The organism is Sinomonas flava (assembly GCF_039531875.1).
Taxonomy (GTDB): domain Bacteria; phylum Actinomycetota; class Actinomycetes; order Actinomycetales; family Micrococcaceae; genus Sinomonas; species Sinomonas flava.
This window is the reverse complement of record NZ_BAAAQW010000005.1, coordinates 398,993-419,612: the sequence shown is the minus strand read 5'-3', so window position 1 is coordinate 419,612 and position 20,620 is coordinate 398,993. Positions and strand designations below refer to the sequence as shown.

Sequence of the window (20,620 nt, the reverse complement as noted above, 5' to 3'; positions counted from 1 at the left end):
TGGGCTGAAAGCTCCGGTGCTCCACACAGCGTAGCCGCGCGCTTGACGGTACAACAGGCTCCGCAAAAATCCAGCGAGTGGCGGATCGGGGCGCCGCTTCCGGTCAGCTCTGCGCCTTGCGCACCGCGTCCTCGGCTGCAACCCACGCGATCATGGCGCACTTGACGCGTGCCGCGTACCGGGAGACCCCCTCGAACGCTGCCGCGTCACCGAGGACCTCAGGGTCCGCGGCCACCGTCCCGCGGGAGCGCACCATCTCCCGGAAGGCGTCCACGAGAGCAGCGAACTCGTCGGTGCTGGTCCCCTCCGCCATGTCGTGCAGGACCGAGGCGGAGGCCATCGAGATCGAGCAGCCCGCCCCCTCCCAGCGCAGCGAGCGCACGACGCCGTCCGCGACCTGGGCGCGGACCGTCACCTCGTCGCCGCACACGGGGTTGAGCTGGTGCGACTGCCCCTCGTGCGGGCCGGGCTCGCCGGCGAGGCCGCTGCCGTGCCGCTGCTTCGCGTGCTCGAGGATGAGCTGCTGGTACAGCGAGTCGAGGCTCATCGCGTCGCCCCGAAGTAGCCGCGGACCTCGGCGAGGGCGCCGAGGAAGGCCTCGACGTCCCCGTTCGTGGTGTACAGGTAGGCGCTCGCCCGGGTGGAGGCGGTGAGGCCGAGCCGCCGGTGCAGGGGCTGGGCGCAGTGGTGGCCGACTCGGACGGCGATCCCGGCGCTGTCGAGGAACTGCCCGACGTCGTGCGCATGGACGCCCTCGACGTCGAACGCCGCAAGGCCGATGCGGCCGCTGCCGTGCCACTCCTCGCCCGGCGCCGGGCCCAGGAGCCGGACCCCCGGGATGGAGGCGACGCCCTCGGCGAGCCGCGCGCCCAGCTGGGACTCCCACGCGTGGATGCGCTCCATGCCGGTGTGCGAGAGGTAGTCCACGGCGGCCGCGAAGGCGACGGCCTGCGAGATGCGCTGGGTCCCTGCCTCGAACCGCTGCGGCGCCGGCATGTACTCGGCCCTCTCCATGGTCACGGTCGTGATCATGGACCCGCCCACGAGGAACGGCGGAAGCGCGTCGAGGAGCTCGCGCCGACCGTAGAGGGCGCCGATACCGGTCGGGGCGAGCATCTTGTGGCCCGAGAAGGCGGCGAAGTCGACGTCGAGCGCCGCCAGGTCGAGCGGGAGGTGCGGCGCGGACTGGCATGCGTCGAGAACCACGAGGGCGCCGACCCGCCGGGCCAGCGCGACAAGCTCCTCGACGGGCGCGACCGAGCCGAGGACGTTGGAGGCGTGCGCGAAGGCGAGGACGCGGGTGCGGGGTCCGATCACGCGTTCAGCCTCGTCCATCCGAAGCCGGCCCGAGTCGTCCACGGGGATCCACCTCAGCGTGGCTCCCGTGCGGAACGCGAGCTCCTGCCAGGGGATGAGGTTCGCGTGGTGCTCGAGCTCGGTGACGACGATCTCGTCGCCTGGCCCGATCGCAAGGCGGCGCGTGTCCGCGCCACCGCGGCCGCGCTCGGCCCAGACCGAGGCGGTCGCGAGCGACTGGGCGACCAGGTTGATGGCCTCGGTCGCGTTCGAGGTCCACACGATCTCATCGGGATCGGCCCCCACGAACCGCGCCACGGTGGCCCGCGCGTCCTCATAGGCATCCGTGGCCCGGACGGCGAGCTCGTGCGCGCCGCGGTGCACGGCGGCATTGCGCTGCTCGTAGAACTCCTGCTCGGCCTCGAGCACGCTGCGTGGCTTCTGGCTCGTGGCGCCCGAGTCGAGGTAGACGAGGGGGTGGCCGTGCACCTCCTGGGCCAGCGCGGGGAAGTCATTGCGGATGCGCTCGGCCTCGGCGTCGTCCACGCCGGACGGGGCGTGCTGGAGGGTCATGGGGGTCTTGACCAGGGCCACGGGCTGGGCTCCTTCGGGCGGGACAAAGCTGCTCGGCGGCAGCACTATCAATTACGGCATACGGATATGGCGCAATCCATTGTCCCACGACTGGTCACGAACCCCTGCAGACACCAAAGGAGGGCCGGCGACGGCTGGGGGGAGGAACCTTGGTCTCGGGGAGGTTCCGACGTCGCCGACCCTGTCCTTCGGGTCTGTAGACTGAGCCTCTCGGCTCCGGCTACACATCCACTGTGACACCGTGGCAGCGGGAGCACATGGGTACTTGGTACTTGTTTTTCTTACGCGGTCGCCGGGAGGACTACTTGGCCCCGCCGGCGGTGTACTCGGTTTTCTGGCGGGTGCGGCCCAGCGACGAGGCGAGCTGCTCCCGGCTGGTCACGCCGAGCTTCGCGTAGGCACGGTAGAGGTGGCCCTCGACCGTGCGGACCGAGACCGTGAGCCTGTCGGCGATCTCCCGGTCGCTCAGCCCCGCCACGGCGAACGAGGCGATCTCGCGCTCGCGCTTGGTCAGGGAACGCGGGTCGGTGGCGGCGATGGGACCGCCCTCGTCGCCGAGCAGCGTGTCGCACGCCGTCTTCCGCGCCCACACCGCCCTCGCGTCGCTTCTGCGCAGCCCCCGGTCGAGGGCCTTCGACGCCTCGGCGAAGCATTCGCGCGCGTAGCGCTCGTAGCCCGCAGCGAAGAGCTGCTCGCCGGCGGCGAGGAGGTCCTCCGCCTCCCCCTCCACGAGGGCGTCGGCCAGGGCGGCGGCCGCCAGGGCCCAGGGGCCCTCGACGCCTCCGGCGAGCCGTCCCAGCCGGCCGAGCCGATCGCGCCCTCCCGCCTCAAACCAGAGGAGCTCGGCCTGCAGCGCGACGTCCTGCCTCGTGCCCGCTTCGGCCGAGGCCACGAGCTTGGCCAGTGCGCGCCGCCTGCGGGCGTCCGGGACCAGGGAGTGCGCTGCAGCCGCGAGGAAGAGGTCGGCGAGCGGCCCCACGAAGCCCGCCCACTGCCCGTCCCGCGCCGCCGCCTCGCGCATGAGGTCCTCGGCCTCGGCCTGCCGCCCGGCGCCGGCCCCGGCGTAGGCGGCCAGGGCCTCCGCGAGCCGCAGGACGCGCTGCGGGTCGCGCTCGCGCAGGCCGTCGACGGCGACGGCGAGGAGTGGCCACGCTTCCCGGAACCGGCCGCGCCGCACGAGCGAGAGTCCGCGCGCGCATTCCGCCGCCGCCCCCGCGCAGATGAGGCCGGCATTCGATGCGGTCAGGTACCGCGTCAGCGCGTCCTCTGCCGCCGCCCAGTCACCCGCGGCCTGTGCCGCGGCCACCATGCTCGCGGCGCCGAGGCCCACGACGAAGGGGTCGGCCGCGCTGTCCCCCGCGAGGCGCTCGACGGCCTTCCGCACCGTGGCCAGGGCGTGCACCGGGCGGCCCTGCGCGACGGCCACCTGCGCCTCGAGGACAGCAAGCACGACGCCGGCCTCGTCGTCGTACTCCGGCTCCTCGGCCAGAAACGTCAGGAGCCCAGCCCTGACGCTGTCCACGTCGCCCCGGAGGAAGTCCGCAGCCAAGGCAAGGAGGCGTCCGGTGCCGGGGTCCTCCACGCCCAGGGCCTCGGCGTCGCGCCGCACTGCTGTCAGGTCGTGGCCGAGCAGGGCGCGGCTCATGAGCCAGACGAGGCAGCCGCCGAGCCCCGGGCGCACCCTGCCGTCGCGCCCCACGGTCGGGGCGAGGACGGCCTGTGCCTGCGCGTACTCGCCGCGGTTGAACGCGATCTGGCCGAGGATCTCCTTGGCACGCGCTCGCGCCTGGGGCTCCTGCACCGCCTTCGCGGCGCGCTCGGCGAGCGCGTTCTCGAAGAGCCGCACCGACAGGGAGGCGGCGCGCAGGAGCGTGGCGTCGTCGGTCTCGAATCCGCTGTCAAGGGCCCAGGAGACGGCGCGCAGGAGCCCTTCAGCGGTCGAGGTCTGCTCGCGCACGTACTCCGCCGCGGACTGGTGCAGCTGGATCGCCCGGGTGCGGGGGATGAGCTGGACGAGGGCGTCGCCGTAGACGGGGTGCCTGAGGCGGAGGACCCCGTGGGCGCCCTCCGGCTGGCGCACGAGGCGCTTGGCGACCAGCTGCCGTACGGATTCCGGGCCGCACTCGCGCTCCACGAGCTCGAGCGGCGCCGGTTCCGCGACGACGATGAGGCTCAGGCAGTCCCGTTCCTCGGCGGAGAGCCGCGCGATCTGCGCACGGGCCAGCCCCAGCAGCCCGTCCGCGCGCCGTGGGAGCTCGCCGGCCAGGATCCAGGTTCCCCCGCGCTGGATCAGGGAGCCCTCGCGGCGCGCCTCGTCCACGAGGCTGCCGAGGACGAGCGGGTTGCCATGGGACTCCTGCCACAGCACCCGGACGACCGACGGGAGGAACCGGCCCAGGAGCGTGGACTCGAGGTAGTCCCGCGCCTCCTCGAGGCGCAGCGGGACGAGGTCGAGGCGCTCGACCCCGCCGTCCAGCCAGAGCTCGCGGAGCGGCCTCGGGAGCGCGGCGCCGCTCGGAGCGGCCACGATGGCCTTGGCCCACCGCGCCGACACGACCTCGGCCACGACCTCGCTCGAGGAGTCGTCGAGCTCGTGGGCATCGTCGATCACGAGCAGCAGGCCGCGCTCGCGGACCCGGGTGAGGTCCTCGACCTGCCGCCAGAACGCCCGGAGGACCTCGACCCGAGAACCGGCCTCCTCGGCGGGCAGGCCCCCGAGGAAGGGCGCGAGCACCCCGAACGGGACCTTGGCCAGGGCGGGACTGCCGTGGATGCGCAGGGGCTCGAGCTCGCCGTCGAACGCCCGGGCCGTCGCGTCGAGCAGGATGGACTTCCCGTAGCCGGATTCCCCCATGACGAGAACGGCAGCGGTCCCGGGGCGCCGCAGCAGCGCGGTGGTGCGCTCGACATCCCGGACCCGCCCCACCACCCGCTCGGTCTTCACCGCCGGCTCCCGGGGCCGGCCCTCACAGGATGCCTGCCAGCTCGCTCCGGGTCGAGACCGACAGCTTCGCGAACACCTGGTACAGGTGGCCCTCGACCGTGCGCACCGAGAGCCCGAGGTCTTCGGCGATCTTCCGGTTCGAGGTCCCCTTCGCCGCGAGCACGGCGACCTCCCGCTCGCGCACGGTGAGCACCGGCAGGGCCCTGCTCGGCGCCACGGGGAGGACCGGCAGGCGCCCGGCGAGGGCGTCGAGGCGGGCCTGCATGAGGCGCAGCGTGACGGTGTCGCCCTGCTCGCTGGCCTTCTCGAGGGCGACGGCGGCGCAGCGGGACTCGAGCGCGTCGAGTTCGAGGCCGGAGGCGAGGTCGGCCGCGCGGGTGAGCTCCGCGAGGTCCCCGGTACGGGAGCCGCGGGCGAGGAGCAGCCCGACCTCGGCGAGGGGTCCCTGCCGGCGCGCGCACACCGCCTCGAGCAGCCTGAGCTCCTCCGGCCCGCCTTCGACGGTGGCACCCACGAGCTTGATCCCCGCCCGGTTCCAGCGACCGCGCAGGATGTCCTCCTGCGCCGAGGCCACGAGCCGGCGTGATGCGCCCGGATCGCCGATCCAGCGCCTCGCCATCTCTGCGCAGAACTCGGTGACGGCCTGGGCTGCGGAGCTGCTCGGGAGGGCCAGCCCATCGAGCCGGGTGAGCCACAGGCGGGCCCCGGCGGCGTCACCCAGCTGGGCGTACGCGAACGCCGTCGCGGCATAGGCGGAGCCCAGCGAGTTCAGGACCGGCTGCTGTTCGAGGAGGGCTGTCGCGGAGAGCAGGTAGGAGAGGGCGTCCCTGCCCCGCCCCGCGTACACGTAGGCGAGGCCCATCGCGAGCTCCACCGACGCCCCGGCAGTGCGCAGGCGGGCCAGCGGCCACTGCGGCATCCCCTTCAGGAGGGCGAGGCACTGGCGCCAGTGCCCGTTGTACAGCAGGACGACGAACGCTCGCGAGGCGTACTCGTGCCGCAGGCGCGCGGCCGTGGGGTGGCGGTCGAGCTGGCTCGCGATCTCGTGCATGAGTGCGAGCGCCTCCTGCTCGCGGCCGAGCACGGTGCGTGCCTCCATGAGGATGCAGGCGGCGATGAGCCGCAGCTCGTCGTCGGGCGCGCCCCTGCCTGCGGCCATGGCCTCGAGGCGGTCGACAACGCCGGCGTAGTCCCCGGTGAACGCCGCGTGCTCGAACTCGGCCAGGTCCAGGAGCGCCATGGCGTGGCGCGCCTCGGCGTCGTCCGCCCCTCCCATGCCGATCCGCAGGAGCACCTCGCCCCGGGCGTCCGCGAGCAGTCCCGCGACCTCCCCGCCTCGCCCCGGGACCCATCGTGTCGCCTCCGCGCGGGAGACGGCGAACTTGGCCGCGGCGGTGGGACTGAGCTCGTCGAGCTCCTCCTCGGTCACGTCTTCGAGGTACTGCAGGGCCTGGCGCGGCAGCTGGAGGGCCAGGGAGGCGCGCGCCCTGAGCCGCTGGACGGTGGGCCAGGTCGAGGGCTCGCGTTCGACGCCGTCGAGGCACTCGAGGGCGAACCCGGGGTCGTAGAGGCGCAGCGACGCGGCGGCGGCGGCGATCGCGTGGGCGACGGGGAGCGGTGTGTGGCACTCCCTGGTCCAGGCGGCGAGGCCGAGGAGCTCGACCGTGGTGATCACCTCGAGGGGAGGTTCGCCGTCTGCGAGGAGGAGCCTGCGCAGCTCGCGTCTCCGGGGCACCGAGAGCCAGCCGCGCACGACGTCGCCGACGAGGGGGTCGGTGAGCGTGGTCGAATGGCGCCCGCCCTCGTCCACGGCGATGAGCCCGGCGTCCTCCATGCGCGCGATCACCTCGCCGCCGAACGCCGAGACGAGCCGCTCGAGGGAGATGCGGCGCGCACACGCGAGCGCCTCGATGACGGTCTGGACGTCGGCCGGCTCCCGCTCGATCCTCGCGCGGACCAGGTCGTCGAGCTGGCGGATCGACCCGGTGTCCGCGTCGGGCGAGAGCCTCCACACGCCGTCGGCCTCGGCCAGGAGGCCCTTCTGCAGGAGTTCGGAGACCGTCAGCAGTGCGACCTGCGGGTTGCCCCGGGACATCGCGTGGAGCTGGAGGCCCACCGTGCGCGGCACCAGCCCGCCGAGGAGCTCGGACAGCGCAGAGAGGGTCTGCTCCGGCGCGAGCGGGGCGAGCGGGACCTCGCGGAGCCGCTCCTCGGCGATCATCCAGTGGAAGTCGACGGGGAGGTCGCTGGCCCGGTCGGCGACGATGATGAGCTTCGACGTGCCCGTCACCATGACGTTGACGAGTGTCGCTGTGCTCAGCTCGTCGAGGTTGTTGGCCGTCTCGAGCGCGACCACCGACATGCGGCCGCCCGCATCCGCCGCCAGCAGCTTGAGGATGCCGCGCATGATCGACCCGGGGTCGCCTTGGTCCACCTCGGGAAGGCGGGCGAGCAGGAGGGCCAGGGCGCCGTAGGGCGTCTCCCGACCCACGATCGTGCTGCGCAGGCGGACGGTGTGCGCGGTGGCCTCGAGCTCGGAGACGAGGACGGAGGCGACGGCGGACTTGCCGAGGCTGGCATCGCCGGTGAGCACGACGCCGTAGGACCTCGGGTCCCGGAGCACGGCGATGGCCTCCGCGATCTCCTTGCCGCGGACTGTCCGCGCCCAGCGGAGCCTGTCGGCCGACCTCTCCCTGGCCTCGCGGACGAGGTGCCCTGACCCGGGCACGTCGAGCTTGATCCCCATAGAACCTCCGCCCCAGCGCGTCGGCACGTCCCCCATAGAACGTCGCAGGGGAAACGATACAGCTACGCTCCGCGCGGCCGCAGGGTCTAACGTCACCTACTGGCGAGTAGGGTTACGCCTTGGCGGGATGGAATCGCTGCTGCGCGTCGAGCAGGCCGTCGCGGACGAGAGCTTCGACGGCGTCGGCGGCCTCGTCGAGGAGGAAGGGGAGCTCCTTCTTCTCTGCAGTGCCGAAATCCCGCAGCACGAAGTCGGCCGCGTCCATCCGGCCCGGAGGCCTGCCCACCCCCACGCGCACCCGCAGGTAGTCCTTCGTGGCGAGTGCCTTGGAGATGTCCCTCAGGCCGTTGTGGCCTCCCTCCCCACCGCCCAGCTTGAGCTTGATGGAGTTGAAGGGGATGTCGATTTCATCGTGCACGGCGATGACATGGTCGGGGGCGATCCCGTAGTACTTCGCGAGCGACGACGTCGGGCCGCCCGAGACGTTCATGTACGTCAGGGGCTTGGCCAGCACCACGCGAGGGCCGCCGATGCCCAGCCGCCCTTCGAGCACGACCGCGCGTGCTCCCTTGTGGGAGGTGAACTTCCCGCCGATCCGGCCCGCGAGCTCGTCGAGGACCATCTGCCCCACGTTGTGCCGGTTGCCGCTGTACTCGGGACCCGGGTTGCCGAGGCCCACGATGAGCCAGGTGTCGGTCATGGATGCGCTCCTGAGAAGGGGACGTGGACAGGTCCGGTGGGACGTGGACCGGAGAGTGGACAAGGGAAAGGCGGCCCGCCCCGGGTGGGACGGGCCGCCTCGAGTCCCGGGTGCGGGACTACTCGGCCGCGGCCTCTTCGGCCGGAGCCTCGGCGGCCTCGGCACCCTCGGCCGGGGCCTCCTCTTCCTCTGCGGCGGCAACGGGCTCAGAGACGTTCACGATGAGCGTCTCGGGGTCGACGAGGAGCGTGACGTTCTTGGGGAGCGCGATGTCCGAGGCGTGGATGTGCTGGCCGGCCTCGCGGCCCTCCACGCTGACCTCGAGGGCGGTGGGCAGGTGGGTCGCCTCGGCCTCGACCGAGACGGTCACGGCCTCCTGGGTGACGACGAGCCCGGGGGCGACCTCGCCGGTCACGTGCACGGGGACGTCGACGCTGACCTTCTCGCCACGGCGGACCGTGAGGAGGTCGACGTGCTCGATCGTCTGGCGGATGGCGTTGCGCTGGATGTCCTTGACGATCGCGAGGTGCTCCTCGCCCTCGATGTCGAGGGTGAGGAGGGCATTCGGGACGCGGACGGCGATCATCGTCTCGTGGCCCGGGAGGGCGACGTGGATCGGCTCGGCGCCGTGGCCGTAGATGACGGCGGGGATCTTGTGGGCGGCGCGGGTGCGGCGGGCGTAGCCCTTGCCGAATTCAGTGCGCTTCTCGGCTGCGAGCTTCTCGCTCATGGTGGCTCCTTCGAGATTCGGGGCGAGGCCGACAGGACGAGTCTTCACGGCCTCCAGCACGCCGCCGAAGGAGATCTGACCCAGTCGATCACGGAGCGGCGCCTGCACTGCTGCAGGGAGGACGCTCCCTCGCCAAGGTTCGCCGTCCATCCTACCAGCCCACCGAGGGCCGAGGGTGGAACGCGCGCGGTGGGCGCACGACGCCGGGTGGGCACCCGCCGTCGTGCGCCCGCCGCTGCGGGCCGTGCCTGGCTAGCTGCGGCCGTCGAAGAGGCTCGTGACGGAGCCGTCGTCGAAGACCTCGTGGATCGCGCGGGCGATGAGCGGCGCGATCGAGAGCACGGTGAGCTGCTCGAAGCGCTTCTCGGGCGGGATCGGGAGGGTGTTCGTGACGACGACCTCGCGCGCGCCCGACTCGGCGAGCCGCTGCGCCGCGGGATCGGAGAACACAGCGTGGGTCGCGGCGATGATCACCGAGCGGGCCCCGGCGTTCTTCAGGACCGTCACGGCGCCCGAGATGGTGCCCCCGGTGTCGATCATGTCGTCGATCAGGACGCAGTCGCGGCCCTCGATCTGGCCGACCACCGTCTTGGACACGGCCGAGTTCGGCACGTTGACGTCCCGGGACTTGTGGACGAAGGCGAGCGGGGCGCCGCCGAGGCGCTCGGCCCACTGCTCGGCGACACGGACTCGGCCGGTGTCCGGGGAGACGACCGTGACCTTGTTCAGGTCCACGCGGGTGCGCACGTAGTCGGCCAGCAGCGGGATCGCCATGAGGTGGTCGACCGGGCCGTCGAAGAAGCCCTGGATCTGCGCCGTGTGCAGGTCCACGCTCATGAGCCGGTCCGCACCCGCAGTCTTGTACAGGTCCGACATGAGGCGGGCCGAGATGGGCTCGCGGCCGCGGTGCTTCTTGTCCTGCCGGGCGTAGGGGTAGAACGGGGAGACAACCGTGATCCGCTTGGCGCTCGCGCGCTTGAGCGAATCGATCATGATGAGCTGCTCCATGATCCAGTTGTTGATCGGCGCCGGATGGGCCTGGATCACGAAGGCGTCCGTGCCGCGCACGCTCTCCTCGAACCGGACGTACGTCTCGCCGTTGGCGAAGTCATACGCCGACGTCGGCAGCAGCTCGGTGCCGAGCTCCTTGGCGATCTCCTGCGCGAGCTCCGGGTGGGCTCGCCCGGAGGCGAGGACCAGGCGCTTCTCGCCGTGTGCCGTGATGTCGGTCATCTACTTGCCTTCTTCTTTCGTCGGGGATGCGGCGGACTGGGAAGTCTCAGCGGTGTCGCGGGCGTGCGCGGCAGCAGTGCGGGCCCGGGCAGCCGCCGCGGCGGACGGCGAGCCCGCGCGGTTCGCCTCGGTCCACCCCTCCGCGTTGCGCTGCGGCGCGACGGACAGGGCCAGGGCTCCGGCCGGCACGTCCTTGCGCACGATGGCGCCCGCGCCCGTGTAGGCGCCGTCGCCCACGGTCACGGGGGCCACGAAGACGGTGTTCGACGCGGTGCGGACGTGCGCCCCGATCACGGTGCGGTGCTTGCTGACCCCGTCGTAGTTGGCCGTGATGTTGCCGCAGCCGATGTTGGTCCCCTCGCCCACCTCGGCGTCGCCGACGTAGCCGAGGTGCGAGAGCTTCGCGCCGCGCCCGATCACGGCGTTCTTCGTCTCGTAGAACGCGCCGATCTTGCCCTCCGGGCCCAGCCTGGTGCCGGGGCGGAGGTAGGTGAACGGGCCCACCGTCGCACCGGCGCCGATCTCGGCCTTCGTGCCGTCGGTCCGCTTCACGGTGGCGCCCTCCCCCACCAGCACGTCGGTGAGCGTGGTGTCCGGGCCGATCACCGCGTCGCGCTCGACCACCGTGGCGCCGTGGAGCTGGGTGTTGGGCTTGACGGTGACGTCCTCGGCCAGGCACACCGTGGCATCGATCCACGTCGTGGCGGGATCGACCACCGTGACGCCGGCGCGCATCCACCCCTCGACCGTGCGGCGGTTGTGCTCGGCGGCGAGCGCCTGGAGCTGGATGCGGTCGTTGGCGCCCTCGACCTGCCAGCGGTCCGTCGTGGCCAGCGCCGCGACCCGGCCGCCCGCCTCGCGAGCGATCGCGAGCACGTCGGTGAGGTACTTCTCGCCCTGGGCGTTCTCGGTGGTGACCTGCTTCAGCGCGTCGCGGAGGACCGCCGCGTCGAAGGCATAGATTCCGGAGTTCACCTCACGGATCGCGCGCTCGTCCTCGGTGGCATCCTTGTGCTCGCGGATGCCGGTCACCGTGCCGTCGCCGCCCCGCAGGATCCTGCCGTAGCCGGTCGCGTCGTCGAGGACGGCAGTGAGGACCGTGACGGCGTTGCCGCCCGCCTCGTGCTCGCGGACGAGCTCGGCGAGGAGTCCGGTGGTGAGCAGGGGCACGTCGCCGTAGGTGACCACGACCGTGCCGGCGAGGGAGCCGCCCTCGGCGGCCACCACGGCGTCGAGCGCCTCGATCGCGACTTCGACCGCCCGGCCCGTGCCGGGCACCTCATCCTGGTCCACGATGACGGCGTCCGGGTCCACGGACGCGATGTGCTCGGCGACGCGGTCCCGCTCGTGCCGCACGACGGCGGCGAGGCGCTCGGGGGCGAGGCCCCGGGCTGCGGCGAGCGCGTGGGCAACCATGGACTTCCCGCCGAGCTCGTGGAGGATCTTGGGCGTGCGCGACTTCATGCGCGTCCCGGCCCCGGCCGCGAGCACGACGACGGCAGCGACCCGGGCTGCCGATGCCTGGCCGGGTTCCGAGCGCTCTGGGGTCTGTGCGGACTCCGCACCGGGTGCGTTGACGCTGTTGCCGGGCATGTCCGCATTCACTGTCGCTGGCTCTCCTGATCGATCGGCTGAGGCGCGTGTGGCTCCGCCATTCTATCCGCGCCGTCCGCGGGGGCGGGGCGGCCACGTTCCGCCCCTAGGATTCGAACCTAGACTGCACGGCTCCAAAGGCCGGCGTGCTGCCATTACACCAGGGCGGAGTGCTGTGCAGCAGCCCGGCCCCGGAAGGACGGGGACGGCCCGCGGCGCGCGGCACAGAGACCAATTCTGCCACGGATGGCCCGGTGCCCCGCCCTGCCTACTGGCCTCGTCCGCTGCGCCGCTGGGCGCGGCGTTGCCGGCGGGCCCTGCGGGCGCGCCACACGATCACCACGACGAGCGCGACGGCGACCACGACGGCGGCGACGTCCCGCCCGACGGTCTTCGCGACCACCTCGTACGAGGCGCCGGCGAGGTACCCCAGCAGGGTGAAGCCGGTCCCCCACACGAGCCCGCCGAGGGCGTTGTAGGCGAGGAATGTCCGGTAGCGCATGTGGGAGGCGCCGGCGAGCGCGGGGGTCACGGCCCGGAAGAAGGCGACGAAGCGGCCGATGAACACCGCCCATCCCCCGCGCCTCGCCAGGAACTCCTGCGCGTGCCCGAGGCGTTCACGGTGGCGGCGCAGGGCGCGGGATCCCAGGAGCTTCGGGCCCAGGTGCTTGCCGACCTCGTACCCGGCGGTGTCCCCGGCGACCGCCGCGACCACGACGAGGGGGACCATCACCCAGACGTCGGCCTTGCCCTGATTCGCGATGACGCCCCCGACCACGGCGGCCGTCTCCCCGGGGACCACGAAGCCGACGAAGGCCGCGTCCTCGGCGAAGACGAGGGCGAACACGAGCAGGTAGGCCGCGAGCGGCGGGATGGAGAGGACCGCGGCAACGATGTCACCCACCGGTCGATCCTAGGGCGAGCCCACCCTGCGTGCCAGCCGCGGGTGCCGACGCATCATGGCTCAGGGCTCGTGGCGGACGACCGTCGCTGGGTCCGTGCGGTGGACCATGTGGCGTCCCTGGCCGCCGTCCTCGATGACCCAGAGGACCGATCCGTCCGGAGCCACGGCGTCGACCGTTCCGGACACCGCGAGGCGCCCGCGTGCCGTGACGGTGACCGGGTCACCCGGCAGCACCAGTGCGAAGTCGTCGCCGCGCGCGCCCATGGCCTTCCCCCTTGCCGCTGCCGTTCGGCAGCCGGTCCCGAGCCTACGCAGCGGGCGTGCCGGGAGGATGACGCGGAGGTGAACATCGGGGGCGGTCGTCCGGAGGGACCACCGGCTACTCGAGGACCTCGGAGGCCTCGAGCCATGCGAGCTCGAGCTCCTCCTTCTGCCCGAGCAGCCCCTGGAGCTCGGCGTTGAGCTCCCCGAGGCGGCCGTAGTCGTCTGCGGACGCGGCCATCTGGGCGTGGAGCTTCTCCTCCTGGGCCGCGATCTTGCCCAGCTGGCGCTCGATCCGGGCCAGCTCCTTGCGCGCGTCGCGCTTCTCGGCCTCGCTGTGGGCCGAGCCCGACGCCGCTGACGCGCGCCCACCCGAGGCGGTGGCCGCCGTCGTGCGCGCCTCGCCGGACGCGGCTCCGGCAGAGGAGGCGGCGTCCGACGCGGCGAGTGCCTCCTCGCGCAGGCGGAGGTACTGCTCGACGCCGCCGGGCAGGTCGCGGACCTTCCCGTCCCCGAGCAGGGCGAGCTGGTGGTCGGTGACGCGCTCGAGGAGGTAGCGGTCGTGGCTCACGACGACGAGCGTGCCGGGCCAGCCGTCGAGCACGTCCTCGACCGCGGCGAGGGTGTCCGTGTCGAGGTCGTTGGTCGGCTCGTCGAGCATGAGGACGTTGGGCTCGCCGACGAGGAGGCGCAGGAGCTGGAGGCGGCGCCGCTCGCCGCCCGAGAGCTCGGACACGCGTGTCCACTGCTTCTCGTTCGTGAAGCCGAGCTGCTCAACGAGCTGCCCCGCCGTGAGCTCCTTGCCGCCGACGGCGAACGTCTGCTTCTCGCGCTGGATGACCTCCACGACGCGCAGGTCCGACACCTCGTCGAGCTCGCGGACCTCCTGGCTGAGCACGGCGGGCACCACGGTCTTGCCTCGGCGGACCCGGCCCGAAGTGGGCTCGATCTCGCCGGCGAGCAGGCGGAGCAGGGTGGACTTGCCCGCGCCGTTGACGCCCACGACGCCGACCCTCTCCCCGGGCGCGAGCCGAAGCGTGATCCGGTCGAAGAGCGCCGCCGTCCCGGCGGACGGGTCGTCGTAGGCGAGGCTGACGTCCTCGAGGTCGATGACGTCCTTCCCGAGCCGGGCCGTGGCCATCTTCGACAGCGCCACCGAGTCGCGCGGCTCGGGGACGTCGGCGATGAGCGCGTTCGCGGCCTCGATCCGGAACTTGGGCTTGGACGTCCGCGCAGGCGCGCCCCGGCGGAGCCAGGCGAGCTCCTTCTTCATGAGGTTCTGCCGCTTGCCCTCGACCACGGCGGCCATACGGTCGCGCTCGGCGCGTGCGAGCACGTAGGCGGCGTAGCCGCCGTCGAACGGGTCGACGATCCCGTCGTGGACCTCCCACGTGTCGGTGCAGACCTCGTCGAGGAACCAGCGGTCGTGGGTGACCACGAGGAAGGCGCCCTCGGTGGGCCGCCAGCGGGTCTTGAGGTGCCGCGCGAGCCATGCGACGCCCTCCACGTCGAGGTGGTTGGTGGGCTCGTCGAGCATGATGACGTCGTGCGGCTCGATGAGGAGCTTCGCGAGAGCGACGCGCCGCTTCTGGCCGCCGGAGAGCGAGCGCACCTGGGCGTGCCAGTCGACGTCTGCCACTAGGCCGCCCATAATGTCGCGGATCTTGGGGTTGGCGGCCCACTCGTGGTCCGCGCGGTCCCCCACGATCGCCGCGCCGACCGTCAGGTCGCCGTCGAGCACGTCGCTCTGGTCGAGGTAGCCGACGTTGACGTCGCGGCGCTTGGTGACCCGGCCGGCGTCGGGCGTCGCCTTCTGTGCGAGCAGGCGCATGAGCGTGGACTTCCCGTCGCCGTTGCGGCCCACGACCCCGATGCGGTCACCCTCCTCGAGGCCGACCGTCACCCCGTCGAGCACCGACCGGGTGCCGAAGGAGATGCTCAGGTTCTCGCCGCCGAGAAGGTGTGCCACGGGATGGGGGTCCTCACTGTACTGGGAAAAGCGACGACAGAAGCCTAGCCGTCACAGCACGGTGTCGCTCACAATCTTGGCGCCGGCGACCGGCCCGTGCACGGCGAGCGCCTCGACACCCTGGCGCGCGAACGAGTCGACGAGGTCCTGGGCGGCGGCGGCGTCCACGGCGAGCAGCGCGACAGTCGGGCCTGAGCCGGAGACGATCGAGGCCAGCGCGCCGTGGGAGTCGGCCCAGCCGAGGGTGTCGCGCAGCTGCGGCGCAAGCTCGACGGCGGCCCGCTGCAGGTCGTTCACGAGAAGGTGGCGCAGGCCGCCGGAGTCGCCGCTGCGCAGGGCGGTGAGGATCCCGGGCTCGACGTCGGTGGGCTCGGGAGCGTCGAACCCCTCGGCCGCACGCAGCCGGTCGAGCTCGGCGAAGACCCGCGGGGTGCTGAGGCCGTACTCGGCGGGGACGAGGACCCAGTCGAGCCGTGTCGTGGCGAGCGCCGGCGAGAGCTGGTCGCCCACCCCGAGCCCGACGGCGGCGCCGCCCAGGAGCGCGAAGGGGACGTCCGCGCCGAGTTCGGCCGCGAGGTGGGCGAGCTCCTCCTTCGACAGGCCGGAGCCCCACAGGGCGTCGCAGGCGAGGAGTGTGGCCGCGGCATCCGCCGACCCCCCTCCCATGCCGCCGGCGACCGGGACCCGCTTGGTGATCTCGAGGTGGACCCCCGTGGGCCGTTCGGTGACCTCGGCCATGAGCCGGGCCGCCCTGACCGCGAGGTTGCGTTCGTCGAGGGGGATGTCGAGCTCGTCGAGGTCGAGCGTGCTGTCCGGGCTGAGGCTGACGGTGACCCCCGGCTCGGGCGTGCTCGTGGCCGTGACCTCCTCGAAGAGGGACACGGCGAGGTACACGCTGGCCACGGAGTGGTAACCGTCCGGGCGGGCCGGGCCAACCCGCAGGGAGACGTTGACCTTTCCGGGCGCCTTGACCTTCACGGAGCGGGGACGGGGGGTGCTCATGGTCCCCACGCTAGCCGAGGGCCTCCGAGGCAGCGGACGCGGAGCCCGCGGCGCGCTTCTCCTCGGCGATGCGCGCGAACTCCGCCACGCCGAGGACCTCCCCGCGCGCGCTCGGGTCGACGCCGGCTGCTCGGAGGATGGCCTCGGCCGCGGCCCCGGACCCCGCCCAGCCGGAAAGGGCCGCACGGAGCGTCTTGCGCCGCTGGGCGAACGCGGCGTCGATCACGGCGAAGACCTCCTCGCGGGGCGCCGTTGTGGGCGGCGGAGCGGTGCGCGTGAAGGCGACCAGGCCCGAGTGGATCTTGGGGGCGGGCCAGAAGACGTTCATGCCGATGACGCCGGCCTTCCGCATGGTCCCGTACCACGCGGCCTTGACGCTCGGAACGCCGTAGGTCTTCGATCCGGGTCCGGCCGCGAGTCGGTCGGCGACCTCCTCCTGGACCATGACCAGGCCGTGCCGCAGGCTCGGGAAGTGCTCGAGCAGGTGCAGCACCACTGGGACGGCGACGTTGTACGGCAGGTTCGCCACGAGGGCGCCCGGGCCCTCGGGCGTCCCCGGCAGGTCGGTCACCTTGAGCGCGTCGGAGAGCACGAGGTCGAAGCGGCCGACGGCGTCCGGGCGCCACCGTGCGATGGTCTCCGGCAGGCGCCGGGCGAGGACCGGGTCGATCTCGATCGCGACGACCCGCGCCGCGGCGTCGAGGAGGCCGAGGGTGAGGGACCCCAGCCCGGGGCCGACCTCGAGCACCGTCTCCTCGGGATGGATGCCGGCGGCTGCGACGATCCGGCGGATGGTGTTGCCGTCGATCACGAAGTTCTGGCCGAGGGTCTTGGTCGGCCGGATTCCGAGTTCGACCGCAAGTGCGCGGATGTCCGCGGCGCCGAGGAGCGGCTGCGGCCCGGGAGAGGGCTGGGATCCGGGCGAGGGCTGGGATCCGGGGGCTTCAGTCACCCGAGAATCCTACGGGACGCCCGGTCCGCGGCAGGGCGGGCGTCAGCCGCCCACCGCGGTCCGGCAGCCCCAGGGCGCGAGCCCGGCCTTGGCGTAGTACGTGTTCGCGACCGCGATCTGCTGCTCCTTGGTGGCAAGGGAGGCGTTGGGGGCGTACTGCCCGCCGCCGTTGGCGATCCAGGACGGGATGTCGAACTGGAGGCCGCCGTAGTAGCCGTTGCCGGTGTTCGCTGCCCAGTTGCCGCTCGACTCGCACTGCGCGATGGCCTCCCACATGGCGAGGTTCGCCACCGGAGGCGCCGCCTGGGACGTCGGCGCGCTCTGCGCTGCGGGCTGCGCCTTGGGCTTGGTGCCGACGAGCACCTTCTCGGCGACGGGCTGGCGGGTCACGGTCTCCGAGACGAGGGAGCGGGCGGCCTCGCGGCCGTCGACGAGGAGCAGGCTGTACTTCTTCTCCACGGTGCCCGCCACGCCGGCCCGCACGACCTTGGTCTCGCCCTGGGTGAGGTCGGCGCTCTCGGTCTTCTCGGTCGTGAACGGGACGGACTCGCTCACGCTCGCGCCCTGGGTGGCGTCGAGGCGGGTGACCTTCACGGACATGCCGGCCACGATCGGCGCGTAGGTCGGGGCCGAAAGCCTGTCCGAGGGGCCCACGGTGACCCCGAGCTCGGCGAGGAGGTCGCCGACGGTCGCGGCCGTCGTCGTGCGCGTCGCGGGCTGGCCGTCGACGACGACGGTGACGTCCTTGGGCGTCGTGATCTCGACGACGGTGCCCTCCGGCGCGAGGCGCGTGTCCCCACCGAGGGAGACGACTGCGGTGGAGGCCACGCCGAGCTCGGTGACGAGGTTCTGGACGTCGGGCGCGGTGGTGCTCACGGTCTTCTCCGCGCCGTCGAGCTGCACCGTGACCTGCTTCGCGCGGCTGACGGTGATGACGGCGCCGTTCGCGACGGACGCGTCGAGCGAGGGCGAGACCTGGTCGGCCCCGCGGACCTCCACGTCGGCGCCGTTGACGACCTGCCCGACGGTCCCGGCGAAGGTCGTCACGGTGCTGGCCTGGCCGTCGACGTTCAGGGTCACGGTCTTGCTGTTGGCGACGAAGGCGGTGGTCCCGAGGGCCAGCGCCGCCACGACGGCGGCCTGACCCGCGATGCGGACCGGGGAGCGTCGGGTGCCGGGAGGGGTGGTCGTCGAGGCGCTGCGCGCGGAGTATCTGCTCAAGGGGTCACCGATCGTGGTTCCACCCGGGCACGGCAGACGTCGGACTGGAACGGCAGGGGGGCGCCGAGCGTCCGGCGGCCTTCCCCGACCCCGGCTGTCGGACACCACTGTAATCGAAACGTTATCAGAGGCCAATTTCCGTAACGCCGCGGCTACGAATGAGAGACCTCTGTCACTCCCATCCGCCGTACGCCGCCTCGGTGTTGGCGGAGAGGGCGGCACACAGGGCTGCCAGGTCCGCGTCGAGGACCTCCGCCATCGAACGGACGGTGTAGGGGACCATGTAGCTCGCGTTGGGGCGGCCGCGATAGGGGTGCGGAGTCAGGAACGGGGAGTCGGTCTCGACGAGGACCCGGGACGGCTCGGCGATGGCCAGGGCACGGCGCAGGTTCTCCGCGTTCTTGAACGTGAACGTCCCGGCGAACGACATGTACCAGCCGTGCTCGTTGCAGGTACGGGCGAGGTCCTCATCCCCCGAGAAGCAGTGGAAGACAACCGTTTCGGGAGCGCCCTCCTCGGCGAGGATGCGCACGACCTCGTCGTGGGCGTCCCGGTCGTGGATCTGCAGGGTCTTGCCGAGCCGCTTCGCCAGGTCGATGTGCCACCGGAAGGAATCGTGCTGGACTGCGAGCGCGTCCCCCTTGGAGCGGAAGTAGTCGAGCCCGGTCTCGCCGATCGCCCGCACGCGGGGATGGGCAGCGAGGCGCTCGATCTCCTCGTACGCGGCCTCGAGCTCGCCCCGGGCCGCGTACCGCGGCGCGTCGTTGGGGTGGAGGGCGACCGCGCCGAGAAGCCGCGGCTCGTGCTCGAGGGCCTCGACAGTGAAGCGGGACGAGGGCAGGTCGCATCCGACCTGGACGGCGCGGTCGACGCCGACGGCGGCAGCGGCGTCGAGCGCGTCCCTCACCCCCACCTCGACCAGCCCGTCGCGGAAGTTGAGGTGAGTGTGGTTGTCCACCACCGGAACCGGGAGCGGCTCGGGAGCGGGCGGGTACTCGAGGCGCCGCTTCCGGCCGGACTCGTCGTGCGCGGCGCGCCGCTCCACCGCGTCCCGCGCAGCGTCCGCGCCCCCGACGGCCTGCTCGTCTGCGTCGTCCTCGGTCCAGCGGTAGGCGGCGGGCGGGTGGGATGCACACATGGCACCAACTGTAGTGGCGGGCGTGCTCGCGGGCTGAGCTGGCGGGCGGTGCCGGCCCTCCCAGGGACCCCGGTGCCGTAAGGCGTCCGGGCGGGTAACGTGGTCCTAGAGTGTGGCGAACGGCACACGGGCCCGGCGGTCGCCGGCCCGCCCGGAAGGGGGATGCATGGACGGCCATCACGGCGGACAGAACCTCGGAGCGGGCCTCGAACGTGCCGCCGGCCTGGATGCGGCCGGCCAGCAGGCCGGCAGCCAGAACGGAAGCCGGGGTGCCGCCCCACTCGACGGCACGGCAGCGGTCCCGATGGGAGCCGAGGCGTTCAAGGCGACGTGCGAGAGGATCCTGGCCTCCATCGGCCAGGTCATCGACGGGCAGTCCGACGCCGCGCGGCTCGCCCTCACCGTCCTGCTCGCCCAAGGGCACCTGCTCGTCGAGGACGTCCCCGGAGTCGGCAAGACGATGCTCGCCAAGACCCTCGCCCGCACCATCGACTGCTCCGTCAGCCGCATCCAGTTCACCCCGGACCTCCTCCCGAGCGACGTCACGGGAGTGTCGATCTACAACCAGGCCACCCGGCAGTTCGAGTTCCGCCCGGGAGCGGTGTTCGCGAACATCGTGATCGGGGACGAGATCAACCGGGCCTCGGCGAAGACCCAGTCAGCGCTCCTCGAGTGCATGGAGGAGCACCAGGTCACCGTCGACGGCACGTCCTACGCCCTCGGGTCCCCGTTCATGGTCGTCGCAACCCAGAACCCGATCGAGATGGAGGGCACCTACCCACTGCCGGAGGCCCAGCGCGACCGCTTCATGGCGCGCATCTCGATGGGCTACCCGGACGCGGCAGCCGAGGCAGAGATGCTGGAGACCCACCAGTCGGACTCGCCCCTGCTCAAGGTCCACCCCGTGGTCGACGCGGCCGAGGTGCGCTCGATGACCGCAACCGTCAAGGCGGTCTACGTCTCCGGCCCCGTGAAGGAGTACACGGTCGCCCTGGGCCGGGCGACCCGGGAGAGCCCGCAGCTCAGGCTGGGCGCGAGCCCCCGCGCGGTCCTCCAGCTCCTGCGGGCAGCGAAGGCGCGGGCCGCCCTCTCGGGCCGCGACTTCGTGCTCCCGGACGACATCGCCGCGATGGCTCCCGCGGTCCTCGCCCATCGGCTCGTGCTCGACCGGAGGGCAGCCGGCAGCGGGTTCAGCGCAGCAGCGGTCCTCGGCTCGATCATCGAGTCGGTCCCCATCCCGGCCACCGGCCAGCAGCGCCGCCGGGCCTGAGGCGGGCACGCAGTGGGCCGGTCGGAGAGTCGGCGCGCGGGGCAGCGGGCCGGCGGCGCTCACCACT

Annotated in this window: 16 protein-coding genes and 1 tRNA gene; 1 reads left to right on the top strand and 16 read right to left on the bottom strand. The window is 72.6% G+C overall.

The genetic code is table 11. The annotated features are described in order from the left end of the window. Positions 1 to 103 precede the first annotated feature (103 nt). The 16 genes from sufU to ABD298_RS10325 form a co-directional block, all read right to left on the bottom strand. Positions 104 to 547, bottom strand: coding sequence for a Fe-S cluster assembly sulfur transfer protein SufU (gene sufU, locus ABD298_RS10400; protein ID WP_344299615.1), 444 nt, complete (start codon positions 545 to 547; stop codon positions 104 to 106). Beyond that, positions 544 to 1,890, bottom strand: a complete 1,347-nt coding sequence (locus ABD298_RS10395) for a cysteine desulfurase (protein ID WP_344299614.1) — start codon at positions 1,888 to 1,890, stop codon at positions 544 to 546. Before ABD298_RS10395 ends, sufU begins: the two co-directional genes overlap by 4 nt. 301 nt (positions 1,891 to 2,191) lie before the next feature. After that, entirely contained in the window at positions 2,192 to 4,834 is a 2,643-nt protein-coding gene (locus ABD298_RS10390; RefSeq protein ID WP_344299613.1) for a helix-turn-helix transcriptional regulator, read from the bottom strand. A gap of 22 nt (positions 4,835 to 4,856) precedes the next feature. Beyond that, positions 4,857 to 7,580 (bottom strand): helix-turn-helix transcriptional regulator, encoded by a 2,724-nt coding sequence (locus ABD298_RS10385; RefSeq protein WP_344299612.1) that lies wholly within the window; start codon positions 7,578 to 7,580, stop codon positions 4,857 to 4,859. Between the two features lie 112 nt (positions 7,581 to 7,692). Further along, positions 7,693 to 8,280, bottom strand: coding sequence for an aminoacyl-tRNA hydrolase (gene pth, locus ABD298_RS10380; RefSeq protein ID WP_344299611.1), 588 nt, complete (start codon positions 8,278 to 8,280; stop codon positions 7,693 to 7,695). 118 nt (positions 8,281 to 8,398) lie between these two features. Continuing rightward, a complete protein-coding gene (locus ABD298_RS10375; RefSeq protein ID WP_344299610.1) occupies positions 8,399 to 9,010 on the bottom strand; it encodes a 50S ribosomal protein L25/general stress protein Ctc in 612 nt (203 codons plus the stop codon). Between the two features lie 252 nt (positions 9,011 to 9,262). After that, entirely contained in the window at positions 9,263 to 10,243 is a 981-nt protein-coding gene (locus ABD298_RS10370) for a ribose-phosphate diphosphokinase (protein WP_208712041.1), read from the bottom strand. Beyond that, the gene (gene glmU, locus ABD298_RS10365; protein ID WP_344299609.1) at positions 10,244 to 11,836 is read right to left on the bottom strand and encodes a bifunctional UDP-N-acetylglucosamine diphosphorylase/glucosamine-1-phosphate N-acetyltransferase GlmU; all 1,593 of its coding nucleotides are present in this window, start codon (positions 11,834 to 11,836) and stop codon (positions 10,244 to 10,246) included. A 98-nt stretch (positions 11,837 to 11,934) separates the two neighbouring features. Continuing rightward, positions 11,935 to 12,006, bottom strand: a tRNA-Gln gene (locus ABD298_RS10360). 98 nt (positions 12,007 to 12,104) lie between these two features. Further along, a complete protein-coding gene (locus ABD298_RS10355; RefSeq protein ID WP_344299608.1) occupies positions 12,105 to 12,740 on the bottom strand; it encodes a DedA family protein in 636 nt (211 codons plus the stop codon). 60 nt (positions 12,741 to 12,800) lie between these two features. Beyond that, entirely contained in the window at positions 12,801 to 13,004 is a 204-nt protein-coding gene (locus ABD298_RS10350) for a hypothetical protein (RefSeq protein ID WP_344299607.1), read from the bottom strand. 115 nt (positions 13,005 to 13,119) lie between these two features. Beyond that, on the bottom strand, positions 13,120 to 14,970 hold the full coding sequence (locus tag ABD298_RS10345; protein ID WP_344299606.1) for an ABC-F family ATP-binding cassette domain-containing protein: 1,851 nt from the start codon (positions 14,968 to 14,970) through the stop codon (positions 13,120 to 13,122). Positions 14,971 to 15,021: 51 nt separating this feature from the next. After that, positions 15,022 to 15,972, bottom strand: a complete 951-nt coding sequence (locus ABD298_RS10340; protein ID WP_344299604.1) for a 4-(cytidine 5'-diphospho)-2-C-methyl-D-erythritol kinase — start codon at positions 15,970 to 15,972, stop codon at positions 15,022 to 15,024. A 10-nt stretch (positions 15,973 to 15,982) separates the two neighbouring features. Then, a complete protein-coding gene (gene rsmA, locus ABD298_RS10335) occupies positions 15,983 to 16,924 on the bottom strand; it encodes a 16S rRNA (adenine(1518)-N(6)/adenine(1519)-N(6))-dimethyltransferase RsmA (RefSeq protein WP_344299602.1) in 942 nt (313 codons plus the stop codon). Positions 16,925 to 16,966: 42 nt separating this feature from the next. Continuing rightward, complete coding sequence (locus tag ABD298_RS10330; protein WP_344299600.1) at positions 16,967 to 18,145, bottom strand: resuscitation-promoting factor; 1,179 nt, start codon at positions 18,143 to 18,145, stop codon at positions 16,967 to 16,969. Positions 18,146 to 18,317: 172 nt separating this feature from the next. After that, on the bottom strand, positions 18,318 to 19,283 hold the full coding sequence (locus ABD298_RS10325) for a TatD family hydrolase (protein ID WP_344299598.1): 966 nt from the start codon (positions 19,281 to 19,283) through the stop codon (positions 18,318 to 18,320). A 166-nt stretch (positions 19,284 to 19,449) separates the two neighbouring features. Here ABD298_RS10325 and ABD298_RS10320 point away from each other — a divergent pair, with 166 nt between their 5' ends. Next, a complete protein-coding gene (locus ABD298_RS10320) occupies positions 19,450 to 20,553 on the top strand; it encodes an AAA family ATPase (protein ID WP_344299597.1) in 1,104 nt (367 codons plus the stop codon). Positions 20,554 to 20,620 lie beyond the last annotated feature (67 nt).

Coding starts and splice junctions, on each gene's coding strand:
- ABD298_RS10340 (WP_344299604.1), bottom strand. CDS start 15,972: ATGAGCACCCCCCGTCCCCGCTCCGTGAAGGTCAAGGCGCCCGGAAAG.
- ABD298_RS10350 (WP_344299607.1), bottom strand. CDS start 13,004: ATGGGCGCGCGCGGCGACGACTTCGCACTGGTGCTGCCGGGTGACCCG.
- ABD298_RS10325 (WP_344299598.1), bottom strand. CDS start 19,283: ATGTGTGCATCCCACCCGCCCGCCGCCTACCGCTGGACCGAGGACGAC.
- ABD298_RS10370 (WP_208712041.1), bottom strand. CDS start 10,243: ATGACCGACATCACGGCACACGGCGAGAAGCGCCTGGTCCTCGCCTCC.
- sufU (WP_344299615.1), bottom strand. CDS start 547: ATGAGCCTCGACTCGCTGTACCAGCAGCTCATCCTCGAGCACGCGAAG.
- pth (WP_344299611.1), bottom strand. CDS start 8,280: ATGACCGACACCTGGCTCATCGTGGGCCTCGGCAACCCGGGTCCCGAG.
- ABD298_RS10385 (WP_344299612.1), bottom strand. CDS start 7,580: ATGGGGATCAAGCTCGACGTGCCCGGGTCAGGGCACCTCGTCCGCGAG.
- glmU (WP_344299609.1), bottom strand. CDS start 11,836: ATGCCCGGCAACAGCGTCAACGCACCCGGTGCGGAGTCCGCACAGACC.
- ABD298_RS10375 (WP_344299610.1), bottom strand. CDS start 9,010: ATGAGCGAGAAGCTCGCAGCCGAGAAGCGCACTGAATTCGGCAAGGGC.
- ABD298_RS10320 (WP_344299597.1), top strand. CDS start 19,450: ATGGACGGCCATCACGGCGGACAGAACCTCGGAGCGGGCCTCGAACGT.